30 protein-coding genes are annotated in these 19,335 nt (G+C 70.0%); 14 read left to right on the top strand and 16 right to left on the bottom strand.

What is annotated here, in order from left to right:
- Nucleotides 1-640: 640 nt before the first annotated feature.
- Nucleotides 641-1,342: a hypothetical protein gene (locus tag BM228_RS06095; protein ID WP_139234048.1), complete on the top strand. Its 702-nt coding sequence runs from the start codon at nucleotides 641-643 to the stop codon at nucleotides 1,340-1,342.
- Here BM228_RS06095 and BM228_RS06090 read toward each other — a convergent pair.
- Nucleotides 1,314-1,553, bottom strand: a complete 240-nt coding sequence (locus BM228_RS06090; RefSeq protein ID WP_092038150.1) for a DUF6894 family protein — start codon at nucleotides 1,551-1,553, stop codon at nucleotides 1,314-1,316. The two genes, BM228_RS06095 and BM228_RS06090, sit on opposite strands and share 29 nt — an antisense overlap.
- Before the next feature lie 415 nt (nucleotides 1,554-1,968).
- Between BM228_RS06090 and BM228_RS06085 the strand changes: the two genes are divergently transcribed.
- A complete protein-coding gene (locus BM228_RS06085; protein ID WP_092038149.1) occupies nucleotides 1,969-3,000 on the top strand; it encodes a glycosyltransferase family 2 protein in 1,032 nt (343 codons plus the stop codon).
- Nucleotides 3,001-3,005: 5 nt separating this feature from the next.
- Nucleotides 3,006-3,938 carry a glycosyltransferase family 2 protein gene (locus tag BM228_RS06080; protein WP_092038148.1) on the top strand — a complete coding sequence of 311 codons (933 nt, stop codon included), beginning with the start codon at nucleotides 3,006-3,008 and terminating at the stop codon, nucleotides 3,936-3,938.
- An 83-nt stretch (nucleotides 3,939-4,021) separates the two neighbouring features.
- Here BM228_RS06080 and BM228_RS06075 read toward each other — a convergent pair whose 3' ends face one another.
- The 5 genes from BM228_RS06075 to BM228_RS34530 all read right to left on the bottom strand — a co-directional run bounded on the left by BM228_RS06075 (nucleotide 4,022) and on the right by BM228_RS34530 (nucleotide 7,534).
- Entirely contained in the window at nucleotides 4,022-4,825 is an 804-nt protein-coding gene (locus tag BM228_RS06075; protein ID WP_092038146.1) for a heme ABC transporter ATP-binding protein, read from the bottom strand.
- The gene (locus BM228_RS06070; RefSeq protein WP_092038144.1) at nucleotides 4,818-5,900 is read right to left on the bottom strand and encodes a FecCD family ABC transporter permease; all 1,083 of its coding nucleotides are present in this window, start codon (nucleotides 5,898-5,900) and stop codon (nucleotides 4,818-4,820) included. Before BM228_RS06070 ends, BM228_RS06075 begins: the two co-directional genes overlap by 8 nt.
- A gap of 144 nt (nucleotides 5,901-6,044) precedes the next feature.
- Nucleotides 6,045-6,926, bottom strand: a complete 882-nt coding sequence (locus BM228_RS06065) for a heme/hemin ABC transporter substrate-binding protein (RefSeq protein ID WP_092038142.1) — start codon at nucleotides 6,924-6,926, stop codon at nucleotides 6,045-6,047.
- On the bottom strand, nucleotides 6,923-7,099 hold the full coding sequence (locus BM228_RS34535) for a hemin uptake protein HemP (protein ID WP_167367671.1): 177 nt from the start codon (nucleotides 7,097-7,099) through the stop codon (nucleotides 6,923-6,925). The genes BM228_RS06065 and BM228_RS34535 overlap by 4 nt, the downstream gene beginning before the upstream one ends.
- Nucleotides 7,100-7,375: 276 nt before the next feature.
- Nucleotides 7,376-7,534 carry a hypothetical protein gene (locus BM228_RS34530; RefSeq protein ID WP_167367670.1) on the bottom strand — a complete coding sequence of 53 codons (159 nt, stop codon included), beginning with the start codon at nucleotides 7,532-7,534 and terminating at the stop codon, nucleotides 7,376-7,378.
- Nucleotides 7,535-7,683: 149 nt separating this feature from the next.
- Here BM228_RS34530 and BM228_RS35800 point away from each other — a divergent pair, with 149 nt between their 5' ends.
- The 4 genes from BM228_RS35800 (at nucleotide 7,684) to BM228_RS06050 (ending at nucleotide 9,036) form a co-directional block, all read left to right on the top strand.
- Nucleotides 7,684-7,809 carry a hypothetical protein gene (locus BM228_RS35800; protein ID WP_280142316.1) on the top strand — a complete coding sequence of 42 codons (126 nt, stop codon included), beginning with the start codon at nucleotides 7,684-7,686 and terminating at the stop codon, nucleotides 7,807-7,809.
- Nucleotides 7,810-7,965: 156 nt separating this feature from the next.
- Nucleotides 7,966-8,187, top strand: coding sequence for a hypothetical protein (locus BM228_RS06060; protein WP_092038140.1), 222 nt, complete (start codon nucleotides 7,966-7,968; stop codon nucleotides 8,185-8,187).
- A gap of 103 nt (nucleotides 8,188-8,290) precedes the next feature.
- Nucleotides 8,291-8,512, top strand: a complete 222-nt coding sequence (locus tag BM228_RS06055) for a hypothetical protein (RefSeq protein WP_092038138.1) — start codon at nucleotides 8,291-8,293, stop codon at nucleotides 8,510-8,512.
- Nucleotides 8,513-8,592: 80 nt separating this feature from the next.
- Nucleotides 8,593-9,036 (top strand): hypothetical protein, encoded by a 444-nt coding sequence (locus BM228_RS06050; protein ID WP_092038137.1) that lies wholly within the window; start codon nucleotides 8,593-8,595, stop codon nucleotides 9,034-9,036.
- A gap of 8 nt (nucleotides 9,037-9,044) precedes the next feature.
- Here the strand turns inward: BM228_RS06050 and BM228_RS06045 are convergent, their stop codons facing one another.
- The 6 genes from BM228_RS06045 to BM228_RS06020 all read right to left on the bottom strand — a co-directional run bounded on the left by BM228_RS06045 (nucleotide 9,045) and on the right by BM228_RS06020 (nucleotide 12,870).
- Complete coding sequence (locus BM228_RS06045) at nucleotides 9,045-10,454, bottom strand: TAXI family TRAP transporter solute-binding subunit (protein WP_092038135.1); 1,410 nt, start codon at nucleotides 10,452-10,454, stop codon at nucleotides 9,045-9,047.
- Between the two features lie 136 nt (nucleotides 10,455-10,590).
- Nucleotides 10,591-10,974: a CsbD family protein gene (locus BM228_RS06040; protein ID WP_092038133.1), complete on the bottom strand. Its 384-nt coding sequence runs from the start codon at nucleotides 10,972-10,974 to the stop codon at nucleotides 10,591-10,593.
- A gap of 64 nt (nucleotides 10,975-11,038) precedes the next feature.
- Nucleotides 11,039-11,242, bottom strand: coding sequence for a CsbD family protein (locus BM228_RS06035; protein WP_092038131.1), 204 nt, complete (start codon nucleotides 11,240-11,242; stop codon nucleotides 11,039-11,041).
- 83 nt (nucleotides 11,243-11,325) lie between these two features.
- Entirely contained in the window at nucleotides 11,326-12,249 is a 924-nt protein-coding gene (locus BM228_RS06030) for a PhnA-like protein (protein ID WP_092038128.1), read from the bottom strand.
- A gap of 46 nt (nucleotides 12,250-12,295) precedes the next feature.
- Nucleotides 12,296-12,643: a CsbD family protein gene (locus BM228_RS06025; protein ID WP_092038124.1), complete on the bottom strand. Its 348-nt coding sequence runs from the start codon at nucleotides 12,641-12,643 to the stop codon at nucleotides 12,296-12,298.
- A 68-nt stretch (nucleotides 12,644-12,711) separates the two neighbouring features.
- Nucleotides 12,712-12,870, bottom strand: a complete 159-nt coding sequence (locus BM228_RS06020) for a CsbD family protein (RefSeq protein ID WP_092038122.1) — start codon at nucleotides 12,868-12,870, stop codon at nucleotides 12,712-12,714.
- A gap of 552 nt (nucleotides 12,871-13,422) precedes the next feature.
- On the opposite strand from BM228_RS06020, the gene BM228_RS06015 reads away from it, so the two are divergent.
- From BM228_RS06015 to BM228_RS05990, 6 genes are all read left to right on the top strand, one after another.
- The gene (locus BM228_RS06015; RefSeq protein ID WP_092038120.1) at nucleotides 13,423-13,605 is read left to right on the top strand and encodes a hypothetical protein; all 183 of its coding nucleotides are present in this window, start codon (nucleotides 13,423-13,425) and stop codon (nucleotides 13,603-13,605) included.
- A gap of 168 nt (nucleotides 13,606-13,773) precedes the next feature.
- Entirely contained in the window at nucleotides 13,774-14,067 is a 294-nt protein-coding gene (locus tag BM228_RS06010) for a hypothetical protein (RefSeq protein WP_092038118.1), read from the top strand.
- Nucleotides 14,064-14,294 (top strand): DUF7241 domain-containing protein, encoded by a 231-nt coding sequence (locus BM228_RS06005; RefSeq protein ID WP_092038116.1) that lies wholly within the window; start codon nucleotides 14,064-14,066, stop codon nucleotides 14,292-14,294. The genes BM228_RS06010 and BM228_RS06005 overlap by 4 nt, the downstream gene beginning before the upstream one ends.
- Before the next feature lie 153 nt (nucleotides 14,295-14,447).
- Nucleotides 14,448-15,410 carry a transaldolase gene (gene tal, locus BM228_RS06000; protein ID WP_092038114.1) on the top strand — a complete coding sequence of 321 codons (963 nt, stop codon included), beginning with the start codon at nucleotides 14,448-14,450 and terminating at the stop codon, nucleotides 15,408-15,410.
- Nucleotides 15,411-15,544: 134 nt separating this feature from the next.
- Complete coding sequence (locus tag BM228_RS05995; protein ID WP_092038113.1) at nucleotides 15,545-15,793, top strand: hypothetical protein; 249 nt, start codon at nucleotides 15,545-15,547, stop codon at nucleotides 15,791-15,793.
- Nucleotides 15,794-15,839: 46 nt separating this feature from the next.
- On the top strand, nucleotides 15,840-16,076 hold the full coding sequence (locus BM228_RS05990; RefSeq protein WP_092038111.1) for a hypothetical protein: 237 nt from the start codon (nucleotides 15,840-15,842) through the stop codon (nucleotides 16,074-16,076).
- 147 nt (nucleotides 16,077-16,223) lie between these two features.
- On the opposite strand, the gene BM228_RS34525 is transcribed toward BM228_RS05990, so the two are convergent.
- The 4 genes from BM228_RS34525 to BM228_RS05980 form a co-directional block, all read right to left on the bottom strand.
- A complete protein-coding gene (locus BM228_RS34525; protein ID WP_167367669.1) occupies nucleotides 16,224-16,364 on the bottom strand; it encodes a hypothetical protein in 141 nt (46 codons plus the stop codon).
- Nucleotides 16,364-16,597: a hypothetical protein gene (locus tag BM228_RS05985; protein ID WP_092038109.1), complete on the bottom strand. Its 234-nt coding sequence runs from the start codon at nucleotides 16,595-16,597 to the stop codon at nucleotides 16,364-16,366. Before BM228_RS05985 ends, BM228_RS34525 begins: the two co-directional genes overlap by 1 nt.
- A gap of 121 nt (nucleotides 16,598-16,718) precedes the next feature.
- Complete coding sequence (locus BM228_RS34520) at nucleotides 16,719-16,877, bottom strand: hypothetical protein (protein ID WP_167367668.1); 159 nt, start codon at nucleotides 16,875-16,877, stop codon at nucleotides 16,719-16,721.
- 394 nt (nucleotides 16,878-17,271) lie between these two features.
- Complete coding sequence (locus BM228_RS05980) at nucleotides 17,272-18,135, bottom strand: class II aldolase/adducin family protein (RefSeq protein WP_092038107.1); 864 nt, start codon at nucleotides 18,133-18,135, stop codon at nucleotides 17,272-17,274.
- A gap of 162 nt (nucleotides 18,136-18,297) precedes the next feature.
- Between BM228_RS05980 and BM228_RS05975 the strand changes: the two genes are divergently transcribed.
- Nucleotides 18,298-19,263 carry a LysR substrate-binding domain-containing protein gene (locus BM228_RS05975; protein WP_092038105.1) on the top strand — a complete coding sequence of 322 codons (966 nt, stop codon included), beginning with the start codon at nucleotides 18,298-18,300 and terminating at the stop codon, nucleotides 19,261-19,263.
- Nucleotides 19,264-19,335: the final 72 nt, after the last annotated feature.

Here is a 19,335-nt window from a genome sequence, read left to right as displayed (position 1 = left end):
CAAGCCCGCTGCACAGAGACTCAGACTCACCTCAGCCCGCAGGCGCCTGGGCTCCCACCGGAGCAACCACCGATAGCCGAGCGATCCAGACCACGCGCCGGAATGGAAAATACGCACCCAACGGGACGCATGAGGCGCCGCATTGCTCAGAAATGCCGAAGATCCTGCGGAGGATGCCGCAGATAAACCCAAGTCTCATCGCCAAGCACATCTTTGGCTTGACACGACAGAGCTTCTCGGTCTCCATAGCAGCCAGCGAGGCATGGAGCCGCGAGCCGGCTCGGCCTGGATCATGACGATCCTGAACGCGACTTTGACGCGGGATCCCCTCCCCGATTGCATTTCGTCATGCTGCATCCGGTTGCGGCTGCGATGCCGGTGGCTTCGTCTTCGGCCGGCGCCGGGGGCGCATCGGAATGCGGGCGGGATCGCACCAGCGCGTGGACGCCGAGACTTGGGCGTCCTCGCTCGGGCGTCTTCGACTGTGCTGCGCACGTCGATGGCTCGGAAAGTCGTTCGATGACCGCCGGCATGTCTTTCACGACGTCAAGGGCGCGGTTTCCGTGCCGGAACGTAGCTGTTCGGAGGCGGAGCGATGAACCCCGTAGGGTCTGTGACGTCCCATCAAGCCACCACGCTGATGCTGATGCAGGTCGACGCGTCCCTGAAGCTCCGTTCGGCGCAGGAGGACGGGGAGACCGATCCGGTATCGTCGCCGGCCGCGACGGCGATTCAGGTGTTGGATCCGCGGTCGTCCCTGTCCCTATCGGTGCAGGCCAGCGATGCGATCCTGTCGCTGGCTCACAAGATCCCCCAGCACAAAAGCAATATCTTCATGCTCGGGGGCATCGACGAGAGCGCGATGCTCACGGACGAGGCCTTCGCCAAGACGGTGGCGGACACCCCTGCGCACTACAGGGAGGTCATGAAGGGGATGGGGGCGACCCGCTGGGTCTGGCGCCCGGAGGTCCACCTCACGGGGCTGGCCTTCTTCGAGGGCCTGTCCAGGGCCATTCCGCGCGACTACGAGAATCCTAATTCGATGGCGAATGCCCTGTTCGTGAACAAGTCCGCCAGGATCGTGCGTGCGACGGATGTTCCGGAGGCCAAGATCGTGTCCGGATATTACGACATGTACAATGATAAGAACGATTATATCGGAACAGTCCGGCGGACCGAGTGCGACCCCGATTATCTCGAAGCGTTCAAAGCCGGCAACCCCGGCCTGCGCATCGCACCCGTCTATTTCGGCAACGATGCCGTTCTCATCATCTGGGCGGACGCGCTCGCCGGGCAGACCGGGCTCGAATCGCTCAAGCGCCTGAAATCGACGACGGCTTGATCGGCAACCGCGCCACCACGGCACCGGTCGCGTCCCGCACCACCAGCGTCCACGCGGTGTCGGGATCGTCGGCGCAGACCTCCTCCGCCATCTCCCGGATGACGCTGCGCGCCTCGGTCAGGGCCTCGGCCAGATCCGTCGCGTCCACGCCCTCGTGGTCGCGGATCGTCTCCCTGCCGTTCTCGACATCGAAATAGAACCGGATGGGCACCGAGATCCCCCGTGATTGATGCCCTCGGAGGGCCGTCCGTTCCTGGCTGCGCCCGACAGCAACATCTGGAGACATAAAGTTTAACAAATATCAAAGCTGATTTCTCTGGCCGCGTTGCAATAATGTCTGATTTTTTCATGAATAGTACAATATAGGTATCGATCATTGCCCATTTGATCATGGCGGCGGGGCGAAATGCGGTATAGCGCCCGATCCGGGGGCCACTCCGTGACCTGCCGGCTTTTCGACCCGCCGGAAAAATCAGCCCCGCCCCGGGCGTCTTCCATCCCCCGCAATGAGACGGTGCCGCCGCCGCCCTACGCCCTTTATGCGTCGTGTGCCGGGTCCACTTCGCGGCATGCTCGGCCTCGGCCGCCCCGCATGGGCTTTCCGGGGGCAGCGGGCAGGACGGGTGATGGCGAATCAGATCGTGGCCGATGCGCGGACTGCCCCCGTGGACGTCTCGTTCCTCATGGCCGCCCACAATGCCGCCCCCTGGATCGAGACGGCGATCCACTCGGCCCTCGACCAGGTCGGCGTCGCGGTCGAGATCCTGGTGGTCGATGACGGCTCGGTGGACGCCACCGCTTCCGTGCTGGCGCGGCTGGCGGCGGACGAGCCGCGCATCCGCCGGATCCCCCTCGACGGGGTGCAGCCCGGCGCGCCGCGTGGCCCCTCGGCCGCCCGGAACGCCGCCATCGGGGCCGCCCGGGGCCGCTGGCTGGCGATCCTCGACGCGGACGACCTGATCGTTCCGGACCGGACCCGGACCCTGCTGGACCTCGCCGCCGCCACCGATGCCGAGATCATCGCCGACAACCCGATCCCGTTCGCCGGCAGCTTCGACCCGCAGGGTGCCGGCATGCTGGAGCGCGGCCGGGAGCCCTACCTGTTCACGGTGGAACTCGCGCAGTACCTGACCTGCAATCGGATGCTCACCCCGGGGGTGAAGCTCGGCTATCTCAAGCCGATGCTGCGGGCCGATCTCGTGCGCCGGCACGGCCTGCGCTACGACGCCGATGTCCGGATCGGTGAGGACTTCTTGTTTTGCGTGGCTGCGCTGGCGGTGGGCGCGCGCTTCATCGTCAGTTCTTATGCCGGCTACGGCTACCGGCGGGGGGCGTCCTCCCTGTCCCACCGGCTGCGTCTGGCCGACATCCGGCGCCTCGACGCAGCCTTCGCGGCCTGGGCCGTGCAGGGCGCGCAATCCGCCGAGATCCGGCAAGCCGCCCACGCCTATCGCGACAGCCTCGCCACCGCGCAGATCATCGCCCGGGTGATCGACGCCGCCCAAGGCGGCCGGTGGCTCCGGGGCGCCGTCCTGGCGCTCGCCCGGCCCCGGGCCTGGCGATTTCTGACCCGGTCGCTGGTGGAGGCGGCGGGCAAGCGCTTCGGGAAACGCCTGCGCCCCGCGATGCCGGACACGCTGCCCGTCGGACAGAGGTGAATTGCATGCGCCTGTGCATCTGCATCTGCACCTGCGAGCGCCCGGCCGGCCTGGCGCAGCTCCTCAAGGCCATCGACCGGCAGCGGCTCGGCAGCCTCGCCGATTCCGCCCTGCGGATCCTCGTGGTCGACAACGGCCGCAGCGACGCTGCCATCCCGGTGGTCGAGGCCTACCGAACTGAGGGCCGCTTCCCGATCACCTATGCAAGGGAGCCGGTCCGGGGCCTGGCGGCGGTGCGCAACCGCAGCCTCGCGGCGGCCAACGCGCTCGGCGCCGACTGGATCGCGCTGATCGACGACGACGAGGTGCCGGACCCGGCCTGGCTGCGCAGCCTGCTCGACACGGCCTTCCGGGTCGGCGTCCCGGCCTGCGTCGGCCCGGTGGTGCCGCTCTTCGACCAGATCCCCCCGGCCTGGGCCGTGGCCGGCGGCTTCTTCGCCAAGACCCTGCCGGTTCGCAACGGGCTGGTGACGGATGCCTATACGGCCAACGCTCTGTTGGACCTCCGGCTGGTGACGGCGCTGGGCCTGTCCTTCGACATGCGCTTCAACACGATGGGCGGCGAGGACACGTTCTTCTTCCACGCCCTGCTGCGCGCCGGGCACAGAATCGCCTGGGCGCCCGATGCGATCGTGTACGACAGCATCCCGGCGCACCGCATGCGGGTCCGCTGGTTGCTGGCCCGCTGGTATCGCAGCGGCAGCGTCGAGGCCTATCTCGGCCGCCTCCGGCCGGAGACGGTGAGCGGGCGGCTCTCGAACGCCGCCCGGGGCCTGGCCCGCCTCGGCGGCGGCCTGGCGCGCCTCGGGATCGCCGGGCTGTCGCTGCGGCCCGCCACGCTGATCGGCGGCTTCTACACCCTGTGCCGGGGCGCGGGCCTGCTCGCCGCGGTGCTCGGCCTGAGCTACCGGGAATACCACCCGTCCCGGCACCGGTAAGCCTGGGTTTCCAAAGGGCTCAGCCCTTTGGCGGGGTGTCGGGGCGGAGCTCCGATGAGACCGGGACTGGTCCGAACCGGAGATCAGGTCCGGTGCGGCAGGATGAAGGGCTGATCCGGGCCAGGGATTTTTCCGACCGGCCAGCGCACCCCGAACACCCGGGCGATCAGGTTGTCCCGCAGCACGTCCGCGGGACGCCCGCTGGCGACCAGCCGGCCGTCTTCGAGGACCAACAGCGTGTCGGCATAGGCGGCCGCAAGGTTGAGGTCGTGCAGGATCGCAACCACGGCGACTCCGGAGGCCGCGAGTGCTGCGGCGGCGTCGAGGAGCGCGCCCTGGTGGCGCAGGTCGAGGCTCGCGGTCGGCTCGTCGAGGAACAGCACTTGGCCGTCCGCGACCGTGCGGCCGGCCTCCATCTGGCAGAGCACGCGGGCGAACTGCACCCGGGCCTGCTCGCCGCCCGACAGGGTCGGGTAGGCCCGGGTCGCGAGATGGGTGACATCGGCCCGGTCGAGGGCGCGGGCCAGGATCGCGTCGCGGTCGCGGGGCTTGAGGCCCCGGCCGATACCGTCGAGGCCGATCCGGGCCACCTCGGAAGCGGCGAACGGGAAGGCGAGGCGCGCGGCCTGCGGCAGCACTGCTCGCATCGCGGCAAGCCGCCAGGCCGGGATCGCGCCCACCGCCTCGCCTCCGTAGGCGACCTGCCCGCGGCTCGGGCGCAGCTCGCCGCAGAGCAGGCGCAGCAGGGTCGACTTGCCGGCGCCGTTCGGGCCGACGATCACCTGCAGGGAGCCGGCCGCCACGTCGAGGGACACGTCGCGCACGAGGTCGCGCCCGGCCACCGTGACGGTGAGGTCGCGGGCGGAGAGCAGGGCCGGCTCAGGCATCGGCGACGACCCGCGCCCGGCCGAGCAGCAGCCACAGGAAGACCGGCGCGCCGACGAGGGCGGTGACGATCCCGATCGGGAGTTCGGCCGGCGCCGCGACCAGCCGGGCGACGACGTCGGCCAGCACCAGGAACGCGCCACCCAGCAGCGCCGAGGCCGGCAGCAGCAGGCGGTGCTCGGGGCCGATCGCCAACCGCAGGGCGTGCGGCACAACGAGGCCGACGAAGCCGATCACACCCGCACCCGCCACGCTCGCCCCCACCGCGACGGCGACCAGAAAAATGCAGGCGCGCTTCAGGCGCTCCACCGGGATCCCGAGATGGAACGCCTCCGCCTCCCCCAGCACCAGCGCGTTGAGGCCGCGCCCGAGAAACGGCACCGCGACCAGAACCGGCAGGATCAGCGGCGCCGAGGCCGCGACCTTGCCCCAGGTGGCGCCGCCGAGACTGCCCAGCGACCAGAAGGTGAGGTCGCGCAATTGCCGGTCGTCGCTGGCATAGGTCAGCAGGCCGGTGAGCGCGCCGCTCAAAGCCCCCAGGGCGATGCCGGCGAGCAGCATCGTCGCCACCGCGGTCCGGCCGGACCGGGTCGCCAGCCCGTAGAGGATCAGCGTCGCGCTCAAGCCCCCCAGGAAGGCGCCGGCCGGCAACGCCAGATAGGGCAGCGGCCCCGGCACGCCGGCATAGGCGAGCAGCCGGTCGCCCAGCACGATGATGCAGGCGGCGGCAAAACCCGCCCCCGACGAGACCCCGACGAGCGCCGGATCGGCAAGCGGATTGCGGAACAGCCCCTGCATCAGCGCGCCCGAGACCGCGAGCTCGGCGCCGACCATCAGCCCCAGCAGGGTGCGGGGCAGACGGATGTTGAGCACCACCAGGGCGTCGCGCGCCAGGGCCGGATCGCCCGCGCTTCCGGTGAGCACCGCCAGGACCCGCTCCGGCGGGATCCGGATCGCCCCCAGGCTCACCGAGAGCAGCGCCACGGCGAGCATCAGCAGGGTAAGCGCCGCCAGCACCCACGGCTGGGCGGCGCGGCGGTTCAGCAGACCCCGGGGATCTCCCAATCGCCCCCTCATCCTAAGGTGCTTTCGCGCAGCGGAAGCCTCGAAGGAGCCCTCCAGATATCACCGCGATCGCTGGAGGGCTCCTTCGAGGGCTCCGCTTCGCTCCGCCACCTCAGGATGAGGTCGAGAAAGGGACATTCCGAGTCGACGAAAAACTCACTCACCCGGCAGGCCCGGATAGACCGCGCGCATCAGCTCGGTGGCGGCCTCGGGCGTGCGCGGCCCGAAGCCCAGGAGGTAGAGGCCGTCCATGGCGATGAGCCGGCCCTGCGCGCCGGCGGGGGTCCGGCCCAGGGCCGAGTCGGGGGCGAAAACGGTCTCGGGCTTGGGCGGCTCCGGGCCGTTCTGCATCATCACCACCGCGTCGGGGGCGGCGGCCACGATGGCCTCGTCGGTCATCGGCTTGAACCCGGCGACGCCGGCAGCCGCGTTGGTGATGCCGGCGAGCGTGAGGATGCCGTCCGCCGTCGACCCGCTGCCGCCCACGACCGTCCGGCCGCCCTGGAGGGACAGGACCACGATCGCCCGGGCCGGCGTGTCGATCCGGGCGCGGCGGGCCGCCACCGCGGCGAAATGGGCGCGGACCTCGGCAGCCAGAGTTTCGGCCTCCGTCTCGAGGCCGGCGAGGCGGCCGATCACCGCGATCTTGTCGAGGACGCCCTCCGGGCTCGGCGGATCGATGACGGTCTCGACGCGCAGGCCGGCCTCGCGCAGCTGGGCCAGGACTGGGGGCGGGCCTGCGCCTTCGGCGGCGATCACCAGATCGGGCCCGCAGGCGAGCAGGCCCTCGGCGGAGAGCGCCCGCAGGTAGCCGACATTCGGCTTCTCGCGCAGGGCCTCGGGCGGGTAGAGGCTGGTGGTGTCCACCGCGACGATCCGCGGGCCGGCGCCGATCCGGTACAGGATCTCAGTGACGGCGCCGCCGAGGGAGGCGATCCGGGCGGCCGAGGCCGCTGCAGCGGCGCCCCGCGGGGCGAGGGCCGCCGTCGCGGCTGCGGCCAGGAGGGAGCGGCGCGACCAGGCGTGTGGCATCGTCATGGGGTCAGGATCGGCGTGTCGTTGGCGATGATGCGGAGCCGGCAGGGCTGGCCGGCATGCCGGATGACGATCTCGCCCTGCCGCTCGGAGGCGAAGGCCCGGCGCGCCAGGTGCGGATCGTGGCGCCAATCCTGGCGGCTCCCCGGCGTCTCATCCCCGTCCAGACCGGACATGCTCGGAACACCTCACATTCGTTCTTTGTAACACTTCAAAATACAAAGACACATGGCAGAGAACGAACCATAGGGGCGATCTGCCGCAAATACCAGAGGCGGACTGGCCGGGATAACCTTGCGCAGATCCGGTCTAGTCTGATTGATCTTCGCAGCGATACATCACCCCTCGCGCCCAGGAAGACTGAAACGCCGCGTGCGAAGCGCGGCCCAGGTCGGTCGATCCGCTGCTTGCGGTCGCGAAGACCGTCTCGGCGAGTCGGATCCGCGCTGGTCTCAGCCGAACAGGGGCAGGCCCGCGCCGATGATGACGAGCCCGAGCACGATCAGGCTGCCGCCCGCGCTCTCCAGGGCCGCCTGCTGCACCGATCGCCGCGGAGCGATGCCCGCCAGGGTGGCGCCGGTGACGAGGCAGAGGACGCTCAGAATGGTCATGGCAGGCGCCCCAGCATCCGGACTTTGGCTACGCGCAACGGTTTCGGTGCCGATAAGGATGCAGCGCGCGCGTTAACGAACGGTCCTCGCCGAACCACGCCCCCGCGGCGGCGAACCGGTCGGCGCCGATCGCGGAGAACCCGATTCCAGTGCTCGCGAAGGTCCGCCGCGCCGCCTGCCGGCTCTCTCCGAACGCCTCCAGCATCCCGCAGATCCAATCGGACCCGGAACGGGGAACCACCCTCACCCTGCTGCTGCCGGTCGCCGCCGGCTGACGCGACCCCGGGCACGGTAAGATCCCGTCCTCATTGCGCTTTCCAGACGCCATCAACAGGCGTCCACCGGAATCCGGCGGCACGGCACCGCAAGGGTTGAACCGGGACGGCTCCTGCGTTTTGTTCGCTATATGTTCTCATCAGGACGGACTGGCCATGCTCGCACACCCGCACGAACCGCCCGTGGAGATTCGGCTCACCGAGGCCGAGGCGATCGCGCTGGCCTATCACCGCGCCGCCCGGGGCGATGCCTGGAATGCCCTGGTGGCGGCGATCACCGACGCGCTGACCGACCTCGACGAGGCGGACCAGCGCGCGGCGCGGCAGGGCCGGCTGATCTCCCGGGGCTATGCCCGCTGCCGGACGGGGGTGAATTGAGGGCGGCCGGTTCGAACCCCAGCCTTGCTGCAGGCCGCAACTTCTGGTAATAATTCCTTCTGTATGAAAATAAGCTTGACCTCGCCCACGACGGGAGCCGGCCATGGGCGACATCAACGATGAACGGCGGCGGCTCTCGGCGACCTGGCTCAACACCATCGCGTCGGGCGTCGTCTCGGCCGGCTCCTGCGGCTCGCTGCTGGCCTACAGCTTCGGCCCTCGGCCGGGGATCAGCGGCCTGCAGGTCCTGGTGGTCTCGACCTGCGCGCTCGGCCTCGGCGCGACCCTGCACCTCCTGGCCCGGGCGCTCCTGAACAACCGCTGACGGGACAAGGCGGGCCGTCGCGAGCCGTTCGCGCGGAAACCGTATATGACCCCACCGAACCTGCCGATCCGGGACCCGCCATGACGCCGGCCGAGCGCGACCGCTTCGAGAAGTGCCTCGCCTTGGCGGCGCGCGGTGCGACCCCGGGCGAACGGGACGCGGCCCGGGCGGCGGCCGAGCGCATCGCGGCCGGCCTCGGGCTGACGCTGGACGCGGCCATCGCGGGCCTGCGCGGTCCCGGGCCCTCGGCCAGCTCGGAGCCGCCGCGCCGGCCGCCGCCACCGCCCCGGCGGCCCTTCGCCTGGGCGCAGCCGAAGGAGCCGGTGAAGCCGATCACCGTCGAAGAATTGCGGCGCCAGAAGGCCGAGACCGAGGCGTGGAAGAAGCGGATGGCTGCCTCCGCCGAGCTCAAGCGGAAGCGGGACCAGGCCGATCAGGAGGCCTACGCCGCCGAGCAGCGCGCCGCCCAGGCCGAGCGCGACCGGGAATGGGCCGCCGCGCGGGCCCGCCGGAACGCGCCCTGACCGTCGGGTCAGGCGGCCTCGGGTCCAGAGGCCACGGTCTGGCCGGCCAGAGCCGGGGCGTCGTCGCCGTGGCGCCCGGCCGCGATGGCGCGCTTGATCGTGGAGCGGGCCGCGTCGATGGCGATGGCCGCCGCCGACAGGGTCCGGGCCTCGGTCGGGCGCTCCAGGGCGTGCCGGGCGATGTCGCCGGCCAGATCGTCGATCTCGCGGGCGAGGGTGATGAGGCGTTCGGGATCGGGCGAATCCTGCGCCTCCTGCCGGATCGCCAGGAGCCGGTCGGTGGCCTCCTCGACCCGCTCGCGCCGCAGCCGCGACAGGCGCTGCCCGACCCAGGCGAAGGCCGAGCCGATGCCGCCGCCCAGGAAGGCGACCAGGTAGATCCAGGTCTCGTAGCGCTCGATGAAGCTCTGCTGCTCGCGCTCGAAATAATCGACCGCTCCCGGATGGATCGGCAGCCGCGCGCTCGTGGCGCCGACCGTGCTCTCGTAGGCCGGGGCCTGCACGTAATCGGCGGCGGCCGTGACGTTCGCCAAGCCGCTGCGCAGCTCGAACAGATGCTGGGTCACGTCCGCCGCCACCGAGCGGGGCAGGCTCGCGCGCGCCATCAGCCGGTAAGAGGCACCGACCGTGTGCACATCCTCCTCCGGGACCTTGGGGCTGCCCCCGAAGGTCTCGGCCGGCATGGTCACCATCTGGAGGCGCGGCATCCGGGCGACGATGGCGTCGGCATTCTCCACATCGACGAACGCGACCTTCCGGCTGCGGCTCGCCGCCTGGACGCTCTCGACGATGCGCTGCGCGGTCGGGGCGGTGGGGGCGATCACCGAGACCACGGCGTCGATCCGCTTGCGGGTGAAGGCCGAGGTGAGATCGGCCTCTGAGACCTCGACGAGGGCTACCTGCCGGGGCGGCAGCGGCCCCTCATCCGCCTGGCTCGCGAGTGTCAGGCCGTAATGGGCCAGCATCGCCTTGATCAGCGCTTCGTCCGCGTCCCGGTGGGCCAGGATGGCGAGGCGCTTGCGGTCAAGATCGGGAAACCGGGTGATGCCCGACGCCTCGGGCGAGGCGATGATCATGGCCTGATCGCGCAGGATGGCCAGCGTCAGGCCGTTATCCGGCAGCGCCACGTCGGGCCGGACCACGGCGAGGTCGGCCCGGCCGTCGCGCAGGGCCTCGGCGCTGTCGCGCACGTCGTCGAAGGGCAGGATCCTGAGGCGGATCTCCTTGTGCCGCTTCGCCAGGGCGTCGGCATAGGCCTGGATCACGGCCGGTTCGGTGCCGTCGCTCGGGGCGACCGCCACCGTCAGCACCGTCGCGCGCGAGGCCCAGTAGGCGCCGGCGGCGGCGAGCCCGAGCCCGATGGCGAGGATCAGGAACACGATCTCCGGGCGCAGCAGAAGCTTGCCGAACCGCCTCATCGGCCGCCTCCTCCGCCCACCCCGGAACCCGCCCGGCCTTCATTAACGAGGCCGGGCGTCGGTCGGATCTTGGCTTTAGCCTAGCGCCTGATGGTTTCGGAAACGCGGCTTCCACGTTTCCGCATCAGGCTCGATCTTAGCGCCCGCGGCGGGTGAGCCAGCCGGCCGCGAAGGCCAGGGCGGCGACGCCGAGTAGGGTGCTGGTGCGGTTGGTGTCGGCGTAGCGGACCGCTTGGCGGCCGTAGGTCTCACCCCGGCGACGGGCCTCGCGGGCGTAGCGGCGACCGTCGTCGATCAGGTGGTCTGCCCGCTCGGAGGCGGCGTGGGCGAGGTGGCGGCCATCCTCGGCGAGGTCCTCGGCCCGGTCGCGGGCGCGGCCGTAGACGTATTGCGCGCCGCCGGCCACCTGGTTCACGGCGCCGCGCACCTGCCGGCCCGGATCGCCGGTGATGCCGCCGAGGGTGGTCTGAGCCCGGCCCTTCACGTGACGGGACGCGCCCTCGATCTGGTCGCGGTTCATGCTGCTCTCCTGGTTTCGCGGTGGCTCGGGACGGGACCGGTGGAGCCGGCCCCGCCGACCGGACTCAGTTCCGGCCGGTGATCTTGTCGGCCAGGTTCTTGGCGCCGTCCTTGACGTCGCCCACGGTCTTCTGCGCCTCGCCCTTGAGCTCCTGCGCCTTGCCCTCGGCCACGAGCTTGTCGTTGCCCGTCACGTTGCCGGCGGCCTGCTTGACGTTGCCCACGGCCTCGTTGGCCAGGCCCTTGATCTTGTCGGTGGTGCTGCTCATCGAAAATCTCCTTCAGCGTTGCGCGATGGCCGGCTTGTGCCGGTCGAGAGGGGTCCCCGCCGATGGGCGGGGACCGATGGGGGTCAGGCGCGGCGGGTCTCGTAGGCGCCGAGCAGGGTGACGGGCTTGGGGGCGCCGAGGCGACCGCCCAGGAAGGCGGCGAGCGCGCCGAGGATCAGCGCCAGGGCGGCGTAGAAGGCGCCCTGCGTGGCGGCCGACTTGGTGGCGACGGCGGCGGCCTCGGCCTTCTGCTTGGCGGTGGCGATCGCCTGGTCGTACTGCTTCTCGTAATCCTGGACCTGCTGGCGCGCCTGCTCGACCGGGATGTTCTGCGCCTTGGCCAGCGCATCCGCGGCGCGGGTCTCGGCCTGAGCCTTCTGAGCCGGGTCGCCGGTGAACAGGGCCTTCACGGCCGCCACGGCAGCGTCGCGGGCGGCCTGCGGATCCTGGCCGGCGGCCTGCTGGCGCACGGTGCTCTCGATCCCGTCGAGCGGGTTCGTGATCTTCGACAGCGAGGGCGCCGCGGCCTGCGCGGCCGTCTGGACCGTGCCGCCGACGAGGTTGCCGGCGCCGCCCAGGGTGCTGGTCACGCCGTTGAAGGCGCCGCCGACGATGCCGCCGACCGCCGAGGTCAGCAGGTAGAGGACGACCAGGGTCGTCACCGCCCAGGAGACCAGGCCGTGCAGGCCGGCCGAGCCGCCCACCGGCTTGCCGGACAGGCGCCCGGCGATGGCGCCGCCGACCAGGGAGGCGACGATGCCCGAGGCCACGAACCAGATCCCGGCGCCCATGGAGGCGGTCGAGGCGGCCGGGTTGTCGGCGGCATTGGGGCCGAAGGACGCGAGGCCCACGCCGGCCCCGATCAGGTTCAGGATCACCTGGGTCACCAGGGCCGTGGTGGCGCCGGCGAAGATCGCGCCCCAGGAGACCTGGTTGAGCAGGACGGCGCGCGTATCGGCGGATGCGCCTGTCGCCAGGGGGGACGCGGTGGTCTGGATGGTGGTCACGCTGTTACTCCGGGTCGTCGGTCGTCTGTGGAAGAGGGATCTGGGCTCAGTCGCGGCTGGCGCTGACCAGGAGGCCGAGGCCGAAGCCGGCAAGGCCGGCGACGAGCAGGGAGGCGAGCGGGTACTCGGCGACCTGGTGGCTCACCTCGCGGGTGCCCCGGCGCAGGTAATGGCCGCCGCGCTCATAGGCGTCCTCGGCATAGTCGGCGGCCTCATCGGCGGCATGGCGGACGGTGTCCTTGGCCTGGCCGTAGAGGTTCTCGGCCTGCCCGCTCGCCTCGCGGAAGCGGCCCTCGACCGTGTCGCTCCGCGAGCCGGTGAGGTCGCCGACGGCGCCCTGGACCTTGCCGCCGAGCTCCTTCGCGGCGCCCGTGATCCTGTCGATATCGACCATGTCGTTCTCCGGTTGTGGTAGGTGCGGGGGTATGGCGCCCGATGGGAGGGGCGCCGGTTGAAACGGGGTCAGTCGTCGCGGGTCTCGGTCGCCTTGGCCGCCCGGGCCGCCCGCTTCTGACGCTGGCCCTCGGCCTCGACCCGGGCATCCCCGGTGAGCTTGCCGATGGCCTCCTTCACCGAAGCCTTGAGGTGCTCGGCGGAGGGTGATTTCGTGCGTTCGGTCATGGGTACCTCGCTGCGTTTGAGAAGACCCCGGACCGGACATCAGATGTGCGCAGCTTTCGCGCGTTCAATGGTACAAAAGTACTATTCTTTTAGGCAGCTATACCGAACTTCCTTAGGAAATTCGGCCGAGATCGAGGCCGGATCCACACGGAGATTTGCACAGACGGGATTTGCGAGCCGGCATAGACCGATCGAAGCGTCTCAGTTCAATGTCCGCCGTCACGATCGGTCGGGCTCCCGGTGCGGATCCCTGCCCTGTCGGCAGCGGGGCACAAACGGGTTGCGCACAAGCAGGTTCCCTGACCTACGTTATTTTCACTGGTATGCCTGCACCACTGACGCAGTTGTTATCGACCAGAAGTAGTCTTGATCCGCCGGCTTGGGTGTATCGGCCGCCCGGATCGGGCCGGCAGACGGCGCGACGGGCCGGGGCCTGCGTCACCGGCGGCACGGATGGTTTCGCGACGGGCAGATACCTGGGCCCGCTGGTCCGTTGCCTGTATCCGCGGAGGGTCGGTCAGTCCCGCCACTGGCGGACAAGGATCACACCCCATGACGATTTTGATGTCGGTCGCGCTGGCCCTCGCGGTGCTCGGCGCGCTGGTGACGCATTCCGCCTATCGGTTCGCGCCGATCACCAACAAGTTCGCCGGCTGGGACGTCGCCTTCGTGAGCGGGATCAGCGTCACTGCGCTCGGTAGCCTCGGGGCGCTGCTGCTGGTCTTCACCGCCTGAAGCCCGACGTTTCGCCCTGCGTGGCCGGTGCATAAGGCCACAGGGGCGGACCTATTGGCCCGGCGGCCCGTTCCTGTCTTACATCCCACGCGCGCTGACGCCGAAGCGGAATCCCTTTCGGCGGTGCGCGCTCCAGGACCCGCAGCTTCGGGTCGACGAGGTTCCACCATGGCAGAACAACTCTCCGGTCAGGACGGCCGGCAGGGCAAGCGCGGCCGGCCCGCGCTCATCGTGCTGATCGCCAGCGTCGGCCTCATGGTCGCGGCCCTGGCCGGGCTGATGACGTGGCAGGGCGCGAGCTCGCCGCCGGATTACGCCAGCCAGAGCCAGAGCGCTTCGCGCAAGCAGGTCACCGGCAGCGAGGGCGGCACGGGCGGCGCGACGGCGCCGTCGAACAGCAGCGCGGTTCCGGGCGGCAACCCGTCCTATCCGCAGCCGGCTGCCCGCAGCGCCAATCCGTGACGCGGCACGATCACCGCTGCGCCGCGGAGATCTGCCGCGAGCAGGGGTGGGGCGTCGGGACTTGCCTGGTCGGCGATGCCGGCCACGGCCCGACCGTGATCCAGATCACCGCCCTGGGCGACAGGGTCATGCTCGCCAAGATCCTCAGCCACGGCCGCATGGCCGTGGCCTATCACGAGGCGCAGGCCTGGTCCCTGTCGCTGCGGGACTGGCGAACGGTCGGCTGATCAGCCCCGGCGTGGTACGAAACCCGCTGAGCGCACGCGCCGGGCGATTCGGCTGAAGCCGCGCAGCGTCGAAGCCTCCGGGGGCGCATCTTATATCTCCTGGTGCAGGGGCGCGGCGGCCCGACAGTCGGGCGCCAATCCACGAGGTACGCTATGACATCGCTGCTCGATCAACTCCGCACCATGACCGTGGTGGTTGCCGATACCGGTGACATCGGCGCCATCGAGAAGCTCAAGCCGGTCGATTGCACCACCAACCCGTCGCTGCTGCTGAAGGCCGCCGGCATGGAGGGGCTCGCCCCGATCGTCGACGAGGCGGTTTCCTGGGGCAAGAAGCAGGGCGGCGAGACCGAGGATGTCGTCCAGGCGGTGGCCGATCGGCTCGCCGTGTCGGTGGGCGTCGAGCTGACCAAGCTGGTGCCGGGCCGGGTCTCCACCGAAGTCGACGCCAACCTGTCCTTCAACGCCGACCGGACGCTGGAGAAGGCCCGGGCCATCGTCCGCGCCTACGACGAGCGCGGCGTGTCGCGCGACCGGGTGCTGATCAAGATCGCCTCCACCTGGGAGGGCATCCAGGCAGCCCGCGTGCTCCAGCGCGAGGGCGTGGACTGCAACCTGACCCTGCTGTTCTCCCTGGTCCAGGCCATGGCCTGCGCGGATGCCGGCGTATTCCTGATCTCGCCCTTCGTCGGGCGGATCACCGATTGGTACGCCAAGGCCGAGGGCAAGACCTACACGGGCGCCGAGGATCCGGGCGTCCAGTCGGTGCGGGCGATCTACGCCGCCTACAAGGCGCGCGGAATCAAGACCGTCGTGATGGGCGCCTCGTTCCGCAACATCGATCAGATCCAGGCGCTCGCCGGCTGTGACCGCCTAACCATCTCGCCCAAGCTCCTGGAAGAGCTCGCCGCGACGGAGGGCCACCTCCCCCGCGCCCTGTCGCCCGACTCCTACGGCGAGCCGCCCGAGGTGCCGGCGACCGACGAGTTCTCGTTCCGCTGGGAGATGAACGAGAGCGCCATGGCGACCGAAAAGCTCGCCGAAGGCATCCGCCAGTTCGGCAGCGACCTGCGCGCCCTCCACAAGCTCATCCGCGACCGGCTCGCGCGGGGCTGATCCAGATTAGGACCCGCCGCGCCGACAGGCCGGCGGGCCCGAAACGCGGGTCCGCCCCGCGTGGCCCTGACGGATCATTCCGGGCGAGCGCCGAGTTTAAGCCCTGCCGCATCTGCCGCGGTTCGGAGTGAGCCGTGTACAATCCCTTCTTCTCGTCGATGATGCTGGCCCTCGAGGCCCAGCGCGTGATCGAACTGCGCCTGGTCCGACTCGCCTGGGGCGGCCGAGAGGGGATGGCCGAAGCGCAATCCATGATCACCGAGAAGATGCACGCCGCCGGCGAGGCCATGACCACGCTCATGATGGGCGGCTCGCCCGAGACGGTGATCGCCCGCTATCGTGAGCACGTGGCGTTCAACACCAAGCGCCTGACCGCGGCCTGACCGTCGGGTTGTCTCTCCACGTCAGGAACGGAATGCGACGCCTGCCATGATCGAGCCGAACCAAACCGCCTTCATCGTGAAGGTCGCGCGCCGGGACGAGGACGCCCCGGAAAACCTGCTGACGGTGTTCTACGCGGTCATCGCGGACAATCCCGACAGCGGCGTGCAGATCGTCAAGGAGGCCGTGAAGGACGGGGCCGAGGTCACGCTGACCGAGGTGCGCCTGTCCCAGGCCACCGCCCAGGCCATCGACCTGCTGCCCGGCTACGCCCGCGCGCTCTGAAGCGGATCGCGCGCAGGGGTTAGGCTTCCACGCCCACCCGTGTTGAGGGGCGAAATCGGATGGGCGTGGAAGGCCAGCGATCGGCTGGTGTGTTCGGGGTAGGCTGACAGGGTTAACGATCCCTTACCGCCGATTCCCCCTCCCCGCTCAGGAATGTGGCGCGATCCAGCCCAGGACCGTGGCGCAGCGCTCGGCCTGGTCGCGGGTCAGCCCGGAGGCGACGGCCGCGCCGTTGCGATAGACCACGAAGGTGCCGTCATCGGTCGCGCGGATCTTGATCGAGGCCATCACGCGTCTCCCCCGGCGAAGGTCTGAAGCTGCGTTAGCCCGGCGGAGGTGATCTGCCAGATCGCGCGTTCGTCGCCGTGATCGATCCGCTCCAGATGGCCGACGCTCTCGAGGGCCGTGAGCCGGCTGTAATCACCGGGCCACGATGCATTCGGCTTTCGTTGAACGGAGATCCGATAATCGCCGGATTCGGCAGCTTTATTGAGCAAGCGGCGCGTGTGATTGACCAGCATTGGCACTCCTGGGCAGCTCCAATCGGGACGCATTACTTACGTACAGGCTGGCCCATATGGTCAAGCTTGGCAACCCCGCCCCTCAAAAACCCGCTGAATCATTCCCGCCTCTCGGCGCGGATCAGGACGCGAGTGCCAGATCCGCGCCGGCACAGCCCAGCCCGACCAGGAACAGGCACCCACCCATCCCTTCGAGGAGGGCCCGGTACCGGGGCGCCCACAAGGATGCGGCGGCCAGGCTCGCGCCGGCCACCACACAGAACACGCCCAATCCCATCATGCCGGCCTCCGCGTCGCGCCACGAGGACGACCCGCGCCAAGCCGGAAAGGTTGCCGGGATGGTAGGTTATCGACAAGCAAATCCGCCTGCGGCGCGTCTGAAGGCCTGCGACAGCGGAAGATCCGGCTATTCTCCCGTGGATCGGGGACTGATCTCTATAATTTCGGCACCAACCCCGTCATTCCGGGGCCGCGAAGCGGAGCCCGGAAGCCAGACACGTAGGGGGAGCAAGCTCTTGCGCCGGCGGCGGCTTTAGATTCCGGGTTCGCCTACAGCGCCCCGGAATGACGGGGAGGTTGATAGAACCGCTTCGACAAAGACTTGGCGGTGCACGCTTGGCGGGACAATCGGGGCCGAAGACTGGAAAGGACGCCTTCCCCGGCCCGTCACTGCCTCAGTCGAACATGTCGGGCTGGGTCTCGGCGATGTGGCTGTAGAGCGTCTGGAAGTGCAGCCAGCCGATATAGTCGCTGCCGACATGCTCGCGGCTGTAGCGGGCCGTCTTCTCCGAGAGGAGTTGCGGCTTGATCCCGGTGGCCTCGACCAGGAGCTGCTGCTGGCAGGCCCGCTCCAGGGCGATGAACCAGAACGCCGCGTCGTCGATGCTGTGACGGCTGCAGGTGAGCAGGCCATGGTTCTGGTGCAGCACGCCGCGGTTGCGGCCGATCTGCTGGGCCACCGAGAGGCCGCTGGCCTTCTCCACCGCCACGGCGCCGGCCGAGGCGCCGATCACCGCGTGGCTGTTGTAGAAGGCGGCGGCATCCTGGCTGATCATGTCCAGCGGCCGGCCGGTGGCGCACCAGGCGGTGCCGTAGGTCGTGTGCGCGTGGCACATCGCCATGACGTCGGGGTATTCGTCGTGCACCGCGGCGTGAAGCACGAAGCCCGCGCGGTTGATCGCGTAGCGCCCCTCGACCACGTCGCCCTTGTGGTCGGCGAGGATCAGGTTCGACATCCGCACCTGCGAGAAGTGCACGCACATCGGGTTGGTCCAGTACAGCTCCGGACGCTCGGGGTCGCGGATCGTCAGGTGCCCGGCGAAGCCGTAATCGAAGCCGTGCATCGCGAAGGCCCTGCAGGCCGCCACGAGGTGCTGCTTGCGGTATTCCCGCTCCTCGGCGTGGCTGGCGAAGTGCGGGATCTCCGGGAAGATCAGGCCCGCCTGCTCGGGCTGGTAGATCGAAGTCCGCTTGCGGCCGGCGCTGTCATTGGGCAGGTCGATGGCGACGTCGCCGTCATGGGCATGGTCGTTGAGCATGGCGTGCCCTTCCTTTGGGCGGCCCGAGCCACCCGATGCGTTTCCTCGGTCTTCGTCGTTTCGGCCGTCTTCGCGGTCTGACCGGCACTATCGTGCCGCCCGCTTGCCTTGACAAACGACGATTTTTCACGGTTTTCGTGAATCCAATTCACGGATTGCAGGATGCGGCGGATCCCGAGCTTTCCCGCCCTGCGGGCCTTCGAGGCAGCCGCGCGCCTCGGCAGCTTCGCCAGGGCGAGCGAGGAGCTGCACCTGACGCCCTCGGCGGTGAGCCATCAGATCCGCGCCCTCGAACGCACCCTCGGGCGGCCCCTGTTCCGGCGCGCCAACCGCCAGGCGACCCTCACACCCGACGGCGCACGCCTCTGTGCCGGCCTCGGGCAGGCCTTCGACGCGATCGAGGCGCTCTGCGCCGAGTTCAGCCCACCACCGCCCTCGGCGTTGGCTGTCCATTGCACACCGAGCTTCGCCGCCAAGTGGCTCGGGCCCCGGCTACACGCCTTCGTGGCGGCCCATCCCGAGATCGGCATCCGCCTCTCGAGCAACGCCGACCCGATCGACCTCGGCCGGCACGAAGAGATCGATATCCTGATCGCCTATGGCCAGCCGCCGCGCGGCCCGGGCCTGGCGGTCGAGTCCTTAGGTCCCGAGGAGATCGCGGCCCTGTGCACGCCGGATCTTGCCCGGGCGATCGGGCCGATCGAGCCCGCCGCCATCCAGGGCTTCACCCGGCTGGATTCCTCGTTCAGCCCCGTGCGCTGGCCGGACTGGTTCGCCCAGAACGGCCTTCCCGCTCCGGCCGCCCCCTCCGGGCCGGCCTTCGACCGCGGCTCCCTGGTGATCGCGGCGGCCATCCAGGGTCTGGGGGTCGCATTGGAGAGCCTGCGGTTCGCGCAGGACGAGCTCGGCGCCGGGCAGCTCCTGCGGCTCGGCGATGGCCGGCTCGCGAGCCTGTACCGGGACCTGCACTTCATCTGCTACCGCGAACGGGACCGGGAGCTGGAGAAGATCCGCGCCTTCCGCCGGTGGCTTCTGGAACAGGAGCAGGAGAGCCGCGCCGGAGGCCAGGCGCCCCCATCCGGACCCGAGCGCAGCGGTCACCGCATGGGCAGGCGCGGAAACGCATGATAATGCCGAACCGGCAAGACCATGCAACGCGGCGGGCACGGACGTCCGACCGACCGCGGAACCGCCGGGAGA

The sequence above is a fragment of the Methylobacterium pseudosasicola genome, from assembly GCF_900114535.1.
GTDB classification, from domain to species: Bacteria; Pseudomonadota; Alphaproteobacteria; order Rhizobiales; family Beijerinckiaceae; genus Methylobacterium; species Methylobacterium pseudosasicola.
This window is presented reverse-complemented; position numbering and strand designations above follow the sequence as displayed.